This is a genomic window from Fructobacillus tropaeoli (assembly GCF_001047135.2).
Classification (GTDB): Bacteria; Bacillota; Bacilli; order Lactobacillales; family Lactobacillaceae; genus Fructobacillus; species Fructobacillus tropaeoli.
Map to the genome: position 1 here is coordinate 111,691 of NZ_DF968079.1, position 15,955 is coordinate 127,645.

Annotated in this window: 15 protein-coding genes, 1 tRNA gene, 1 pseudogene and 1 other annotated feature; of the genes and pseudogenes, 1 reads left to right on the plus strand and 16 read right to left on the minus strand. The window is 45.2% G+C overall.

The annotated features are described in order from the left end of the window. Positions 1-42: 42 nt before the first annotated feature. The 16 genes and pseudogenes from coaBC to AOQ32_RS02435 all read right to left on the minus strand — a co-directional run bounded on the left by coaBC (position 43) and on the right by AOQ32_RS02435 (position 15,648). Positions 43-1,275, minus strand: a complete 1,233-nt coding sequence (coaBC, locus tag AOQ32_RS02360; protein ID WP_059393418.1) for a bifunctional phosphopantothenoylcysteine decarboxylase/phosphopantothenate--cysteine ligase CoaBC — start codon at positions 1,273-1,275, stop codon at positions 43-45. A gap of 2 nt (positions 1,276-1,277) precedes the next feature. Beyond that, positions 1,278-2,819: a UDP-N-acetylmuramyl-tripeptide synthetase gene (gene murE, locus AOQ32_RS02365; protein WP_059393419.1), complete on the minus strand. Its 1,542-nt coding sequence runs from the start codon at positions 2,817-2,819 to the stop codon at positions 1,278-1,280. Positions 2,820-3,041: 222 nt separating this feature from the next. After that, a complete protein-coding gene (locus tag AOQ32_RS02370) occupies positions 3,042-4,178 on the minus strand; it encodes a cation:proton antiporter (protein ID WP_059393420.1) in 1,137 nt (378 codons plus the stop codon). Positions 4,179-4,818: 640 nt separating this feature from the next. Then, entirely contained in the window at positions 4,819-5,004 is a 186-nt protein-coding gene (locus AOQ32_RS09140; protein ID WP_083994356.1) for a putative holin-like toxin, read from the minus strand. 296 nt (positions 5,005-5,300) lie between these two features. Next, positions 5,301-6,326: a tRNA dihydrouridine synthase gene (locus tag AOQ32_RS02380; protein ID WP_059393422.1), complete on the minus strand. Its 1,026-nt coding sequence runs from the start codon at positions 6,324-6,326 to the stop codon at positions 5,301-5,303. 239 nt (positions 6,327-6,565) lie between these two features. Then, positions 6,566-7,165, minus strand: coding sequence for a non-canonical purine NTP pyrophosphatase (locus AOQ32_RS02385; protein ID WP_059393423.1), 600 nt, complete (start codon positions 7,163-7,165; stop codon positions 6,566-6,568). Positions 7,166-7,182: 17 nt separating this feature from the next. Continuing rightward, complete coding sequence (locus AOQ32_RS02390) at positions 7,183-8,214, minus strand: biotin--[acetyl-CoA-carboxylase] ligase (RefSeq protein WP_059393424.1); 1,032 nt, start codon at positions 8,212-8,214, stop codon at positions 7,183-7,185. Between the two features lie 68 nt (positions 8,215-8,282). Further along, a complete protein-coding gene (locus AOQ32_RS02395) occupies positions 8,283-8,843 on the minus strand; it encodes a biotin transporter BioY (RefSeq protein ID WP_059393425.1) in 561 nt (186 codons plus the stop codon). An 828-nt stretch (positions 8,844-9,671) separates the two neighbouring features. Continuing rightward, positions 9,672-10,025 (minus strand): annotated as a pseudogene (locus AOQ32_RS08970) (YutD family protein); the annotation flags it as partial. A gap of 32 nt (positions 10,026-10,057) precedes the next feature. Continuing rightward, positions 10,058-11,395 carry a bifunctional metallophosphatase/5'-nucleotidase gene (locus AOQ32_RS02405; RefSeq protein ID WP_059393426.1) on the minus strand — a complete coding sequence of 446 codons (1,338 nt, stop codon included), beginning with the start codon at positions 11,393-11,395 and terminating at the stop codon, positions 10,058-10,060. A 229-nt stretch (positions 11,396-11,624) separates the two neighbouring features. Further along, positions 11,625-12,719 carry a M24 family metallopeptidase gene (locus AOQ32_RS02410; RefSeq protein WP_059393427.1) on the minus strand — a complete coding sequence of 365 codons (1,095 nt, stop codon included), beginning with the start codon at positions 12,717-12,719 and terminating at the stop codon, positions 11,625-11,627. Positions 12,720-12,898: 179 nt separating this feature from the next. Further along, a complete protein-coding gene (gene rpmA / locus AOQ32_RS02415) occupies positions 12,899-13,213 on the minus strand; it encodes a 50S ribosomal protein L27 (RefSeq protein WP_047975143.1) in 315 nt (104 codons plus the stop codon). A 27-nt stretch (positions 13,214-13,240) separates the two neighbouring features. After that, positions 13,241-13,540: a 50S ribosomal protein L21 gene (rplU, locus tag AOQ32_RS02420; protein ID WP_059393428.1), complete on the minus strand. Its 300-nt coding sequence runs from the start codon at positions 13,538-13,540 to the stop codon at positions 13,241-13,243. Between the two features lie 13 nt (positions 13,541-13,553). Beyond that, positions 13,554-13,629: a sequence feature (ribosomal protein L21 leader region), on the minus strand. A 140-nt stretch (positions 13,630-13,769) separates the two neighbouring features. After that, positions 13,770-14,342: a TetR/AcrR family transcriptional regulator gene (locus AOQ32_RS02425; RefSeq protein WP_059393429.1), complete on the minus strand. Its 573-nt coding sequence runs from the start codon at positions 14,340-14,342 to the stop codon at positions 13,770-13,772. 171 nt (positions 14,343-14,513) lie between these two features. Continuing rightward, positions 14,514-15,278 (minus strand): nicotinamide riboside transporter PnuC, encoded by a 765-nt coding sequence (pnuC, locus tag AOQ32_RS02430; RefSeq protein WP_059393430.1) that lies wholly within the window; start codon positions 15,276-15,278, stop codon positions 14,514-14,516. A 43-nt stretch (positions 15,279-15,321) separates the two neighbouring features. Further along, on the minus strand, positions 15,322-15,648 hold the full coding sequence (locus tag AOQ32_RS02435; RefSeq protein WP_059393431.1) for a DMT family transporter: 327 nt from the start codon (positions 15,646-15,648) through the stop codon (positions 15,322-15,324). A 176-nt stretch (positions 15,649-15,824) separates the two neighbouring features. On the opposite strand from AOQ32_RS02435, the gene AOQ32_RS02440 reads away from it, so the two are divergent. Next, positions 15,825-15,898, plus strand: a tRNA-Arg gene (locus tag AOQ32_RS02440). Positions 15,899-15,955: the final 57 nt, after the last annotated feature.

Below are 15,955 nucleotides of genomic sequence, written 5' to 3' on the forward strand. Positions count from 1 at the left end.
TCCTGCTTACTTTCATATAGGTCACTATTATACCATAAAGTTTTAAGATGTTAGTAAATCAGCTACCAAGGCGATAATGTCTTCGGCAACTTCTGTCTTCAATTTGGCCGCTACCTGGATTGGCTCCTGGTCAGCGGTGACCAACGTCACCTTGTTTGTGTCCTTATTGAAGCCAGCGCCTGCCTCCAAAACATTATTGGCCACAATCAAATCGGCATGCTTTTTGACTAATTTAGCCTGGGCATTTTCGACCAGATTTTCAGTCTCGGCCGCAAAGCCAACGACGACCTGTCCCGGCTTTTTCGTCTCACCAACGGTCTTTAAGATGTCGGGATTTTGCACCAAATCTAAAATCATGTGCTCATCACCATGCTTCTTGACCTTGTGATCAGCTACTTCAGCCACTCGGAAATCAGATACCGCTGCAGCGCCGATGTAAACATCAGCTGTGGCCATTTCTTTTTGAACGGCTGCCAACATCTCTCTCGTGTCACCAACCAAAATAACCTGAATGGCTGAGCTTACCTGCCGTGAGGTGGCCGCCACCAATGTGACGGTCGCACCAGCTGCGCGGGCCGCTTCGGCTAGGGCATAACCCATTTTACCAGAAGACTTATTGGTCAAATAGCGCACCGGATCAATTGGTTCCCGCGTTCCACCCGCGGTAATCACAACTTTTTTGCCGGCTAGGGGCTTTTCCTCAAAAACAGCATCTTGGAAGTCGTCAGAGTGTAAATCAGCAACGGCCTTCACGATTTCAGCTGGTTCCACCATTCTGCCCTTGGCTTCATAGCCTTCGGCCAAGAAACCACTAGCCGGTCCGATAAAGTCAAAACCGTCTTGCTTTAGTTGGTCAACATTTCGCTGCACCGCGGGATTACTCCACATCACGTCATTCATCGCGGGTACAGCCACCTTATGGGCTGCGCTAGCCATGACCGTTGCCGTTAACACGTTGTCGGCAAGTCCCGAAGCTAATTTAGCCAGGGTATTGGCCGTCAAAGGTGCCAGCACAATCAAGTCAGCCCACTTCGCTAAGTGAACGTGGTCAACAGCGCTGCTAGGGCCTTGCCAACTTGCATCAGTCAAAACGGGACGCGTCGAAAGCACCGCCAAAGTCTTAGCCGGTAAAAATTCTTGAGCCGCATCAGTCATCACCACTTTGACGTTCGCCCCAGCCTTAATCAATAGCCGCGTTAATTCGGCTGCCTTATAGGCTGCGACGCCGCCCGTTACGGCTAAGAGGACGTTTTTATCTTGGTAAAAAGCTGTCATGGCTAATCCTCCACGAGTAATCCCTGGCCGGCCAAAAGGGCCTGCTGGCATTGCTTCACAGCGGCATAGTCACCGATGTAGGGTGTATCAACGCCATCGACCTTTTGGTAAGGGTCCTCACCCTTGCCGGCAACCACAACCAAGTCATTTTCGCCAGCCAAATCAATCGCCTGGTGAATAGCGGTAATCCGGTCCATCTCAAAGTGAACTTGGACATGGTCATTCGTGATACCATCAGCAATCGTTTGAGCAATTGTCAATGGGCTTTCGTACTGGGGGTCGTCAGCCGTCAAGAAGACTTGGTCAGCCTTTTGTGACAAGACCTTGGCAAAATCAGCTCGGCGAGAAACACCCTTATTTCCTGGTGCACCCAGAACAACAATGACTTGTCCATCTGGGGACTGTGCTTTGGCAAAGGCCAAAAGCGATAGTAAGGAAACGTAGTTGTGAGCGTAATCGACAAAGGCGACCCCATGACCAGGCAACTTTAATGAAAGCATCCGGCCTGGAATCGTGACCTCATCCAGCCCCTTCACCATTGACTGATGGTCAGATCCAGCTAACCCAACCATCATCAGTGATGCCACGGCGTTTTCCTCGTTGAAGTCGCCGGGAAGGTTCAAGCGGTAGCCACCACTAATCGCTTGTAAATCAGGCACCGCCGTGCCAGCTGTCACCGTAAAGTGTGACTCATGCAAAGCAGACTCTTGACTCGTAAAGGTCACTAATGGTTGCTGACCATTTGCAGGCATCGTTCCGGCGCGACCATATGTCAACACGCGGTCATGCCGACTAGCAGCACGGTCAAAGATTTCTTGGTAATGATCCATTCCCGCGTTTAAAATCACGTGGTCGGAATTATCCAATAGCATTTCCTTATGTGCCAAATAATCAGCAAAAGTTGGATGCTCGTTTGGTCCGATATGGTCCGGTGAAATATTCAAAAAGGCCCCAACGTTAAAGCGCAAACCATAAACACGGTTGCGCAAGTATGCCTGTGAGGAAACTTCCATCACCAAGTGGGTCATCCCATTGTCGACCGCACGGCGCATGTCTTTAAAGAGTTCAAAAGATTCGGGCGTGGTCAAATCTGATTTTTTCTTATCTGCTGGATTTGGGCCAACAATCCGATCGACCGTTGAAAACAGCGCCGTCTTCCCCGCAGTTGCTTCTTTCAGCATCGTATAGGCAAAGTAGGCAGCCGTTGTCTTCCCTTTGGTTCCCGTAAAAGCGCCAATCCAAAGCTGGTCTTGCGGGTAATCAAAGTAGGCCATTGCCAACACTGATAAAGCCTTTTGACTATCAGTCACCAACCACTGGGGTAAATCAGTACCCAAATCATGGTCGGCTACCAAGGCCGTCACACCATCGACCCCGGCAAGGTATTCCGCCTTAAAGGCCCCTTTGACAACAAAGAGCGTCTGGTCCTGGACCTGACGGGTATCATAGTGAAGGTGGTCAAAGACCAAATCATCAGTTGGTTCACTGACGAGCAGGTCGTGTTTTTGTAAAATTTTTGTTACATCTTGTCTAGTTAATCGCATAGACTCATTATAGCATAGGCCAACAAAAAGCGAACCTTTAAAAAGACTGAAACCAAGCCTTTTTTAGCAAAAAAAACCGAGAAAACTCGGTCTTATATGCAGCCATTTTCTGGCAGTTACATTACTAAGATGGGGGGCCTACCTTTTTCTATCAGTTAACTTATTTCGTTTTCGCTAACTTCAAACCCCATAAATTAAAGGACGTCTTTATTATCAGTCCACTTATTTTCTTAATACCGATTTTAAGGCGATTGGCGTGAAAATTGTCGTTAACAAAATGACGAGCGTCAACATCGCATAATGACCCGAACTCAACGCATGAGCTGACAGTGCCAAATCAGCAATCACAATGGCCATCTCACCACGTGAGACCATCCCAACACCGACAACCCGAGCATCGCGAACCGGCACTTTGACCAGCCGGGCTCCAAAGTAAGCCCCAAAGAACTTCGTCAAAATCGCGAAGACTGTCAAAAGTGCAATCAACGGCAGATTAGCTAACTGGCCAACTAGCGTAACCTTTAACCCGATATTAACAAAGAAAATCGGAATAAAGACGGTTTGACCAATTAAAGTGACGCCGTGTTCAATCGCCGCGGCTGATTTCTGCCGAGAAAAGAGCACGCCGACAACAAAGGCCACGATGGCTCCTGAAAGGCCAATTTTTTCTGACAAAGTGGCACTAAGCAAAACAATGTCCAGCGCAAAGGTCAAAACAGCACCCGGCAGTGATAAACGACCGATTGCCGGCAATATTTTTGGTAATACGTAAAGCAAAATCGCCACTAACACAAGCAAAAACATGACCATCAATAAAATGGTAAACCATAGGAGGCGCTGAGTCTCCTCGCCAATTCCAAAGACCGTCTGGTAGACCGTCCACATCAAAATCGCCAAAATGTCATCTAAAACGGCTGCTCCCAAGATGGTCGCTCCGGCGTCTGATTTGACCTGATGATACTCAGTTAAAATTTGCGCCGTAATTGAAACGGATGTGGCCGAGAAGAGCACCGCCCAAAAAAGAGACTTTTCATCCGTCATCCCCAGGGCCAGTCCCAAAACCAAAAAGACCACAAAGGGTGTGACCACTCCGGCTAAAGCGACCGTTACCGCCTGCCGGGCATGACGCTTTAACAGCCCCAAATCAGATTCGATGCCGGCCAAAAACATCAAGAGCAAAACCCCGACCTCTGCCCACGTGGCCAAACTGTGATTAGCAGACAGCAGGTGGGAACCTGCCGGTCCCCAAATAATTCCCGCACCAATTTGACCAACAACAGTTGGCAGGCGCAAGCGCTCCGCTAACCAAGACATCGTCAAGGCCCCGAACAAAGTCAATCCAAATGTCCAAATCGTCATTTTCTTCCTCCCCATTTATATCCAGATCAGCTTGAAATGAGCAAAGAAAAAAGGCCCACTCCAAGTGAACCTAACTCCCCCGTTAGGCTCCGCCTTGAGTATGACCTCAACCAAAATTTTTATTCAGTACTGTTATTATAGCATTAATTAAAACAAGAACTCAAATCAATCACCACGTCCAGGTGTATTTGAACAAGCATCCCAACCTCCCTGTTGGCACTCGGACATCTTGGTGTTATAATGATGGTGTAGAAAAAGCGCTGTAGCAGCAACTCCAACGCTTTCTAGCAAACCCGTAAAACGGTGGCTACCTTTAGTTATTGTAAATAACCATCAGCGTGTCAAAGCTGTGATGGTTATTTTTTTGGCTTAATTTAATAATCAAACTTAACGAGCAGATAATTAAACCATTGCAGGTGTTCCCATCGTCAACTAACACAAGGGTTCAAGTCACTCATTGTGTCCAGGTGCATTTTAACAAGCATCCCAACCTCCCTGTTGGCACTCGGACATCTTGGTGTTATAATGACGGTGTAGAAAAAGCGCTGTAGCAGCAACTACAGCGCCTTCTAGCAAACCCGTAAAACGGTGGCTATCTGATTAGTTATAAATAACCATCAGCGTGTCAAAGCTGTGATGGTTATTTTTTTTGGCTTAATTTAATAAGCTCAATCACTAATCCCAGCAATATCAGAACAAAAGTTCCGAAAGCCAGCATTAACTGTAAGGCAGTCGTCACCGACACCTTGGCATCTCCTTTCTTAGAATGTGATTGTTGGTTTTGACACCATACGCACCACCTCCTTTGAAAAAGGATAGCCACCATCCACGCTTGTTTGCTATACAAATACTATAGCATAAAATCCCCGAAAGCATTGATATAAAGCTATTTTTAGACATTTATAATCAATTTATTCAATACCATACAAAAATAAAAAGGCACCGATTTACCACACCTAATGAGTCCATCAAAAATGAATTCACTACCACAATTTAAAAGCAACTTAAAAGGACTGACACCGAAAAATATCGGTTATCAGTCCTTTTGATTTATTCAAATAATACGTCTTAATTTGTTGGTTTATCTCAACGCACGTTAACCAATCACAATGATGACATCGCTTAACGTGCAGGTGTCTGCAAGAGATCACCAACGTGTTCCGCCAATAGAGCACGTACTTGGTCCGTTGCGTGAGTTTCCATCAGCAATTGGCGCAGCTGAGAAGCATGAGGGAAGCCCCGCAGGTAAATCTTAAAGTAACGCTTCAATGCTTCAAAGTTCTTGATAGAAGCCGTCTTATTCACTTCATCAAACAAGTCCAATTGCAATTCCAAAAGAGCAATTGATTCTGCCAATGTGTGGTCCTGATGGCCTGGTTCAAAGGCGTATGGGTCGTTTAAGACGCCACGTCCAATCATCACCCCATCAATACCAGGATGTTCGGCTGCCAAAGTCAAACCGTGCTCGTAGTCCTTGACATCCCCATTGATTTGGAGAAGTGTATCCGGTGCCAACCGATCACGCATGGCAATAATGTCATCAATTAACTCAAAGTGAGCATCAACCTTTGACATTTCCTTTCGAGTCCGTAAATGAATCGTCAGAACTTGAACATCTTGTTCGAAAATCATCGTCAACCAGTCGTGGTACTCCTCGACTTTATAAAAGCCTAACCGCGTCTTCACAGATACGGGCAAACCACTTTCCTTAGCTGCAGCAATCAAGGCCTTAGCTCGGTCCGGATGGCGGATCAAATCAGACCCGGCATCGTTCTTGATAACCGTGCCATCTGGACAGCCCATGTTTAAATCAACGGCCTCATAACCCATTTCAGGGAGCAACTTAGCTGCTCCAGCAATCACTTCTGGCTTTGAACCCCAGATTTGAGCAATCGGCATTTTTTCGCCCGGCGCAACCGCTAACCGACCCTGAACGGAAAACTTTGCCTCAGGGTGAACCATTGAGGCAGCGTTCGTGAACTCCGTATAATACACATCCGGCCCACCAGCTTTGGCAACCACGCGACGGAAAATTGTATCCGTGACCGCTTCCATTGGTGCCATTGAAAAGAATGGTCGCTTGTTCCCGTTTTCATCTTTGGCTTCATCTACAATCTTTTGCCAAAATGCACTCTTAGCAGTTGTCATAAGCCCTCCTTTCGGCTTTTTAAAAGCCCAGTAAAATCAACCTTACTATTTTAGCATGATTAGCTGTCTTTTTCAAAAATCGAGGTCTTCAATGAAAATCTTCCACGAAATCTACCAAAAGAAAAAACCGACACCACCATAGATATGACTTCCGAAACTTGTTCATCAAATTTCATCGTTCGTATCAACACAGTGGCAATCGGTCCAGTGTTACTTTCTGATTTTTAAAAAGAGTTCGGTTATTCTGCCGTTTTAATTTCCTGTAAAACCTGAGCCAAAGCTCGGGCACGGTCGTGATAGGTAACTAATTCGGACAGGGTCATTTCGGACAAAGTCAGCCCATTTTCGGCCTCCATAATGTCATCCAATCCGCCAATTAAGTCCCCACGTCGTGCCTCCGTAGCAATCTTAACGCCACCCTTGCCGGCACCAGTATACAGTTGACCGGACGGGCTGCAAGCGGCCAAAACAGCCAAAAGGTAGGCCGACCGATCCTGCCCTTGATCATAAAGGCTCAAAATATAGTCGATCTCGGCTTCCTTACCAATCACATTCAAGCTCTTAAATTCACGCGAAGAGGTCACACCAAAACGGTCGGGAAAAGCATGCAAGTATAGACCGGTGTCATCGGCTAAAATCCAATCATCCGGTAAATACTGGTGAATAAAAGTTGCTTTGGCCTTTGCATTCTCTAACTGTGAATCGGTCGTTTCCTCCGGAAAAGCCAATTCTTTTCCCAAAATATCTCGATAATTGGTCACGCTATGACCCATTTCTTGAGCCAAAACGGCCATTTCCTTAGTCTTAGCAGAATTATTCGAAGCAAATACAAAGTCCATGTCGGCAGTTCTCTTTCCTACAAATTTAAGTTTTCCAGGAGTTTAACCTTGGTCACCTCACCCGCATAAAGCGTCTGCTGTTGACCCGTAGCATCCTCGACCATGATTAAACCACCCTGGTCGCTAATACCGGTCACTATCCCAGTTTTTTCATCTGTACCAACCTTAACAGTTATAGTGTGACCAATCAATAAGGAAAGCTCTCGATACGCCGGCAGATACGCACCACTTTGGTAGGTATCCGTCATTTTTATGAGGTTAACAATCAATTGAGCCAAAATCACATTTAAGTCCAAATCAGCTTCGCCATCTGCCAGTACTGTCCCCGCCTTGGACTCGAGTCCATCTGGAAAAGCACCTGGCATTAGGTTAATGGCAAAGCCAAGGATCACAGCCGAATATTGTTGGCTCTCAAAGTCAAAAATCCCCTCCGTAATCACGCCACCAATTTTATGGTCATGTAAAATCAGGTCGTTGACCCATTTTAGTTGGAAAGGGGCATTCGGGAAAAAAGTTTGCAACCCCTGAACGAGGGCAACGGCTGCTGATGTCGTTAAGAGACTCGGTGCTAATTGTGTGCCAACCGGTACAGGCATTGCTAACGAAACGTATAACCCGCGGTCCTTTGGCGAATAAAACGTTCTACCCTGGCGACCATAGCCACCACTTTGCTCTCTAGCCACCAACAAGGCCGGTCTTATCAACGGCTGCTTGGCAACCATGTCCTTAGCATAGGCCTGGGTAGAATCAATTTGTTCAAAAACTTGCACCTCTGGCTGCTGATTTTCAACCAAATCAGAACCCAAAAGATGCAGCCACTGATTTAGCACGAGAGCATCCACTTGCTGACTGCGTAAGTAAGCATAGCCAGCCTTCTTGCGACTCGCAATTTGATGGCCGTCAGCCTTTAACGACCGCACGGCCTTCCAGATTGATTCACGTGATAAATCCAAGGACTGGGCCAAGCTGTCGCCAGAAAAATAAACACCAGGTTGCGTTAATAAAATAGCTAAAACTCGATTTTTGGTACTGAATTCCTGTTTCTTCATCAAGTCTTCCTTCCAATCGTCACCGACTAGTACGGCCGCAAAGCAGCCTCATCGCAACCGCTAAAACCTTAATGCTGACTCGCCTGCCAAAGAGCCTGTTCTAAGAAGACTGCTAGAGCAATTTTCAGTAAATCACCAGGTACAAAGGCCATGTTTGCCCAGTAGGCAGACCAGAAGCCAAGCCCCTGGTTAAAGTGCAGCCAAGCGGCTCCCATGCCAAAGTCCAAAATCAAATCAACGATGATTAGTAAAATAACACTCTGCCACCAAGCCGGTTGGGCTAAGTTTCGATGACCAAAAACCAAGCGATTCAAACCCCAGTAAACGGCCGGGAAAAGCAACCAAGCCCAGATATAACCAGCTGTTGGACCAATCAAGACAGCTAAACCACCTCGACCACCGGAAAGGACAGGCAAACCGACTGCTGCCAAAAGCAAGAAAACGGTCATTACCATCGTTCCTCGTTTCGGCCCTAAGATAAGGACCACCAGCATAACGGCTAAGTTCTGGAGTACGATTGGTACCGGTAGGAAGCCTAGCGGAATTCCTGGAATCATTGCAAAAACAATTAATAGCGCAACAAAAACAGCGCCTTTCGTTAAGTCTTGTAAACGTGATGTTGTTGTCATCAACATGCTCCTCTTTTTTAGTAACCCTATTTAATTCGACTAGGTAACTAAAATATTAGCAAGAAATACTTCGATTGTCAAAATAAAACCAGTAATCGTAATCGATTACTGATTTTATACTTATTATTGCCGTTCCTTAATCGTAAAGGAACGCTTATTATTGGCTGATTTTGCCCGAGATTGTGTATTTTTACCCTTTGAAGGGACAGAAGTTTGCTTTGGCGAATTAGGTGACATGTTATTGCCTTGCTTTGCCCGTTGCAACTTTGAATTCTTACCAGCCTGGCCCGCCTTGGTACTTTGACCTTGGCGAGTGTTCTTCTGGTTGAATCCATCCTGACGGTTTTGACCTTGAGTCTTCGACTTTTGGCGTTGACCGCTACCTTGACCGCCCTTCGTTCCTTGACGCCGGCGTTTTGGTCCACCGGCCTGGTTGGCCTTCTGCTGTTGATTGCGGTGACGGTTATTAACTGTCGACTCCTTCTTAGCCAAGTCTTGACTAGCAGTTTCTCCCCCCTGCTTCTGATTAGATGATTCTTGAACCGCCTTATTAGTATTCCGCTCAATTTTTTTAAAGCGATGTTGATTATTATTCCGCCTTGAGCCGTTTCCGTTTTGACCACGCTTAGCCGAACCACTGCTATTCTTTCTTTGGTCACTATCCTGTCCATCCCTGTTACTTGGGCGTTGGTTACGACCATTAGAAACCTTAGCAGTTTTACGGCCATTAGTGGGTTTCTTTGGACTTGATGGCTTGCGTGCCGGCTTCTTAGGGTTAGCAGCCTCCCAGTCGGCTAAGAAATCATGAACCCTAACGGGACGGAAGGCCGGAGCAGCATTCGATAAGACAAAGTAAGGGGCACCGAAATTAACATATTCATACAGATAATCAGCCAAGGCACTGATTTTTTGGTCAGCAGTCACTTCCCGGTCTTCTTGGTAAAAACCACGCAGACGCAGTTGGTCGGCTGAAATGTCACCAACAATGTAGTCATACTGCTTTAAAAGTGGGGTATAGCGGATTGCTAATTTGCTCGCATCAAAGGCATCCTTGAAGTTTTCCTGCAAAGTCAATTTCAAGCCATCAATAGTAATTTCATCCCCAAAAACGCTGACCTGAAATTCTTTTTCACGCTCAGCTTGTTGGGTAATTGTCCGTTCTTTAAGACTTTCGTGGTCCATAATTCCTCTTCAGCCACTAGTAGCTCTTCAATCTACTGGGCATGTTTTTGATAATATTGTGCGAGTAATTCTCGCAGAAAGATTTTTTGATTGATTTTAGCGGGCGCCTCATCCAACACTTGAAAAAAGTTAATCCAGCGATAATGGTCCAAGGTTGCAATTTGATAAGCTTTTTCCGGTTCAACTACCCGACCCGCATACCGCAATTGGCCGTCATCATTACGGTCAAGGCCATCAATCAATAGGTGGCCAAAGACCTTACCGCGGAAACCAGACCCCTTCATCTTTTGATCGACCAAATCAGTGCGCCGCTCTTGGAACTCAGCGGCCAAGGCCATCAATTCCGCCCCAGTTAAAGTCGTCACCATTGGGTGAATCGCATGTGGCATGGATTCTAGGAAGTCTTCAGCCGTATCCGTTCCTTCCGGCAAATCCTGTAAGAACAGGCCAGAAGAACAAAAGGCAACGGGCAAGCCCGTCGTCTCCTTCAAGGCAGCCAAACAGGCCTGTCCCTGATCAAAAACTGTTTGTTCCTGGTTAAAATGAACAATTTTCTTTTCTTCTTCCAGTTCTGCCCCTTGATCATGAAGAGCCTGAATCTCGGCTAAATCACCAGGTTCGGTTGCTAATTCACCGAGCGGAATGGCTCGTGCCTGTTTCGAAACCACATGATGCTGGTCGTCTACAACCAAATCAATTTGGCCAGCATAGTCACCGTAACGTCCTGCAGCCGCCAACAACGTACCGTGATTCATTTCACCATCAGGCAAAACATGGTGCGTATGTGCCCCAATAATCACGTCTAAATCGTATTTTTCAGCCAAATCACGGTCGGTTGGTAAGCCCAAGTGCGAAAGCAAGATCACCAAGTCAGCCACTTTTCGCAGTTTTGGTACCAAGTCGTCCAAAACGTCTTCAACCGGTAGCGGTTGCCAGTCCAGTGACCGGTAAGTCATTTGATAGGGAGCCGTCAAACCAATAACAGCCACCTTCGTTTGATTGTTAGTGGTCAATATCTTGTAAGGTTCTGCCCAGGCAGGCTGATTTCCCCCTGGCAATTCCTTCAAGTTCGCCAGAGTCACCGGATAATTTGCTTGATTATATAAATGATTCAAATCAGCATGGGCCATGCCCAAACCTTCATTATTACCAATCGTAACAGCGTCATAATGAGCAGCATTCATCAAGTCGACATTCGCCTTGCCCAAAGTAGCGTCGGTTAGCGGATGAAAGCGGTCAATAGCATCACCAATATCGAAGTTAAAAGTTGTATCCGCAGTCTTTTCAGCTAGCAAAAAGCGATGTATGCGTGGCCAGGCCTCAAAGTGCGAATGCAAATCATTGGTGTGTCGTAATTGTATGGCTTCCATAGCTTACCCCCGTTCATCTTATCTTATCATTAAAGGACGTTTTTCAGAAAGCTTTTATTAAAAAAGTATCCACAAAAAATAAGGTCTAAATCGTCGAATAGCAAAACGCCTTCTTTGATAAAAATTAAATAACCTCATCGCCTAGTCGAATTAAATCACTAAGTTATTTTCCAAAATTAAAAAGGCCGAACACATCCGAGTTCGGTCTTTATTGAAATCACTTATACAATTAGTCAACTGGTAAAACAATCAAGTCCTTTGGCAAATCAGCAGTCAAAACTTCATGGCCATCCTTTGTAATCAAGACATCGTCTTCAATCCGGACACCACCCTTGCCGGCCAAATAAATTCCAGGTTCAACCGTCAAAAGGTTACCAACCTGAACTTCATCACTTGACCGTGATGAAAGGTAAGGACCTTCGTGAATATCCAAACCAGCACCGTGGCCAGTTGAGTGTTGGAATTCTTCGCCGTACCCCTTTTCCGTGATAAAGTCACGGGCAACGCGGTCAACTTCAGAAGCTGAAATGCCAGCCTTCAAAACATCAATCGTGTTTTCGTTGGCTTCCTTGACGATTTCATAAATCTTCTTCAATTCAGGATCAACTTCGCCCAAGGCAAACGTCCGGGTAACGTCAGAAGTATAGCCATAAACGTAGTAACCGAAGTCAACAGTGACCAATTCACCAGCTTCCAACTTCTTATCGCTGGCCATTCCGTGTGGCATCGCTGAACGGTAGCCAGAAGCGACAATCGTTTCAAAGGAAGGCTTTTCCGCCCCAAATTCCTTTTGCAAGACATCCAAACGGTTGGCAACTTCCTTTTCAGTCATCCCAACCTTAACTTCCTTCAACAAAGCATTGAAGGCCTTGATTGATGCTTGAGCAGCCTTACGCAAGGCATCAGCTTCTTGGTCATCCTTTGTTTCACGCAACGCTTCAACAGCACCTGGAACGGCGTCAAAACTTACATTGGCTGGTAACAAGTCATCCAACTCTTCATAGAAAGCATATGGCAAATCAGATTCGAAGCCGAGCTTCTCAATCCCGAATTCGCGAACAACTTCCACAGCCTTTTCGTAGTATTGACGCGTAACCTTCAGTGAAACACCCTGTGGTAACGTACCAACATACTCGTTTTCGTAACGAGCATCGGTAATGAAAGCGGCATCGGCCAATGATACAACCAAGACACCGTCACCAGGAACCCCACCAAAACCAATCAGGTAGTTCAAGTTCGAGGCATTGGAAATAATCATTCCCTGCAAGTCCAACTTCTTCAACAGCTTTTGAAACTTGTTCAAACGTTCTTCATAAAATCCCACGGTATGACCCTCCAAATTTTAATATATCTTGCGGTTATTGTACCATAAGTTTGAAGCTCTCTAAAAGAAAGTTCTCATTTTATTTTAAGAAATACAAAATGCTCGTCCAATGTTTCAAAAGACCGAATAAAGCAAAATTTGGGCAAAAAAAAACAGCCGAAGCTGTTTTTCCCAATTAGTTAGGCGTTAGCAAGTAACTGATTGTATTCTTCCCGAGTATAAACGGAAACTTGGCGCTTGTCGCGACCCTTGCGTTCGAACTTAACAACACCGTCAGTCAAAGCAAAAAGTGTGTCATCGCCACCCTTTTTAACGTTTTGACCTGGGTAGATGTGCGTTCCACGTTGGCGGTAAATGATTGAACCAGCAGTCAAGGCTTGTCCATCAGCGACCTTCGTACCTAAACGACGACCAGCTGAGTCACGACCGTTGGCAGATGATCCACCCCCCTTGTGGTGGGCAAAGAGTTGCAAGTTATCTTGATTCATCAACATAAGTCTATTCTCCTTTAACAGTGATGATTACGCGATGGAATCAATCTTCACGCGTGTATATGGTTGGCGGTGTCCCTGCTTTGTGTGGGAATGCTTCTTAGGACGGTACTTGAAAGTAACAACCTTCTTTTCCTTACCCTGCTTTTCAACAGTTCCAGAAACCTTAGCACCATCAACAAATGGGGTACCGATCTTTGAGTCAGTCAAGACGACTTGGTCGAAAAAAACCTTGTCCCCTTCTTGTGCGTCCAACTTTTCAACAAAGATGGTATCGCCTTCAGCGACTTTGTATTGCTTGCCGCCAGTAACAATAATTGCGTAGGCCATTATTGAATTCTCCTTTTATACTTAGACTCACCATCTCGAGGCGGCTATCGCTAGCTTCTTGAACCTGAGATGTGTGGTTGTAGCTGCGCTAACAACTAATTAAGTTTATCAAAGTTCCCTCGTTTTATCAAGGAAATCTTTATTTTTAGCCGTTTTGACGCATAATCGAAGCAATGATTCCAATGCGACTCCACTAATTTAGATTTGCTTAATTTTGCATCATTAGCAACTAAACGTCAAAATCAAAAAGTAATAGTCCCGTCTTTTTCGTCCTTGTCATCGTTACCCGCCAAATTTCACGAAATTCTTCGAGAATTTCATCATAGGTCAGCGCCATCGAATCTTGTAGCCACAAAGACACACAAGCCCAAAAACCAGCGACAATGATTTCCCATTGATAAATCAAGTGTTTCTTTAATTTTTCATCACTTACATCAGCCAAGGCTCGATCACGTTGTTCGCGTAGTGCAGCCATTAAATCAACCATTAAAGACTTATCCTGACCGTTATTCAAAACGGCATTATAGAATATTCCTTGCTCTGAAATAACTTCCAACACTTCACGTACACGAAACTTTCCTTCAGTCTTTTCCGTAAACTGACGAATAAGTTCCCGATTGACATCATTGATCAAGTCCGCCTTATTATTATAGTGTCGGTAAAAGGTTCCGCGAGTCACGCGACCCTTCAACAGTAATTCGGCAATTGAGAAACGATCTGTTCTTGATAATAATTCAATCGCTGCTGAACGAAGAACCTGCCTTGAACGTAAGACACGAGCATCCGTTAACTTCTTAGTCATGTAACTTCTCCAATCTTTAAAAGGATAAAGCGATTCAACTTGTCTTGATTATAACAACAAAGAATTAAATTGACTTAAATATCAAGCAGATTAACACAAAAGGTCGAATAATTGTCCTAAACGACAATTATCGACCTTTTTCGTTGGTAAAAATATGACCGCTACCAAGCCTTATTTAGCATCAGCTGCCTTTGTAGCTCGTGACCATGGCGAGAAGAACAAGCCAATCACATCGTTTCCTAAATAAAGGATATAAGTTGCAAACAAGACCCAGTTGGCGTCCCCCTGCAATGCCGTTACTCCCCAAAGAGTCACTGACATTAAGCCTTGCAGTGTCCACATCCAATACTGTGAGTGGAACTTAGCAATTGTTAATGCAGCCCCTGTTACACCAATCGCAGCAGTGAAAGCATCAAGCCATGGCCGTGGGGAAATCAGCAAGTGCGTATCCATCATGAAGAGCAAGAAGAACGCCACTACGAACGTTACCAAAGCCAAAAGCCAACCGTTCGTGTTCATTGCCTTAATCTTCCGATTTTGCCAAGCGTTACCAAAAAACATGAAATTCAAATCCAATGACACCACATAAACCATCTGCATCACGATATCAGAGTAGTTTTTTGAGTGAAAGGCGACAATAGAGATCAAAATTGCTGAGATAAAACCAAGCAGGCCGTTAATTCGCTTGTTGGCCGTAATAGCCAAAGTACAAGCGAAACCGATTGCTCCACCAATCATGGACAAAATCGACAAAGTTTCCAAGCCATGTGGGAAACCGGTAGCCAAGATGACTACTAGACCAATTTCCAACCAGATGTAAGATTGCTTATCCCAACCAGAAAATCCCTCTTTATAATAAGACCAGGTGAAAATCTGTTTCATGTTCGTCTTTACGTCCTGCCAAGTATAACCAGACGTCGATTGTTCGTTACTCATAAATCTCCTCCAACGGCTCAGGGACAGTCTTCCCCGAACATTTTTAATGTACGTTGCCAAAGATGTTAACCAAAACCACCCCTAGGACCAAAAAGGTCAGGCCAACGATTGTTTGCCAGTTCAAATGCACGTTGAACAAGACAACACTTAAGCACGTGACAACTAGTATACCACTTGCAGACCAGATTGCATAAGCGAGGTAAACGGGCATCGATTTGACGACAAGCGCCAAAAGGTAGAAGGATAGGGCATAGCAGCTAAGAGTCAAAATTGTTGGTAACAATTTTGTAAAACCAGCCGTACTGCCAATCAAAGTCGTACCAGTCGTTTCAGCGATAATGGCCACGGCCAAATAAAAATAAGTTAACATTTCTATCTCCTTTTATGTCTGTACCCACAATTATCAGTGATGAACCTCTAGATAACAAGGATTTCCTTGTAACAATAGGCGAACGGGCTTTCCCCAACTTCTTTGTTGCCACAAATTTTTAATAGTAATTTTGTCTATTTTTTGCTATTCTTAATAGTGTTAGTTTTCTATCTTTTGCATCGGTAGCTCAGCTGGATAGAGCAGCCGGTTTCTACCCGGCAGGTCGTGGGTTCGACTCCCTCTCGGTGCATTTAACATATTGGTCGATCCACGTTGATAACTGCTAATATAAGACAAACCAAAAGGG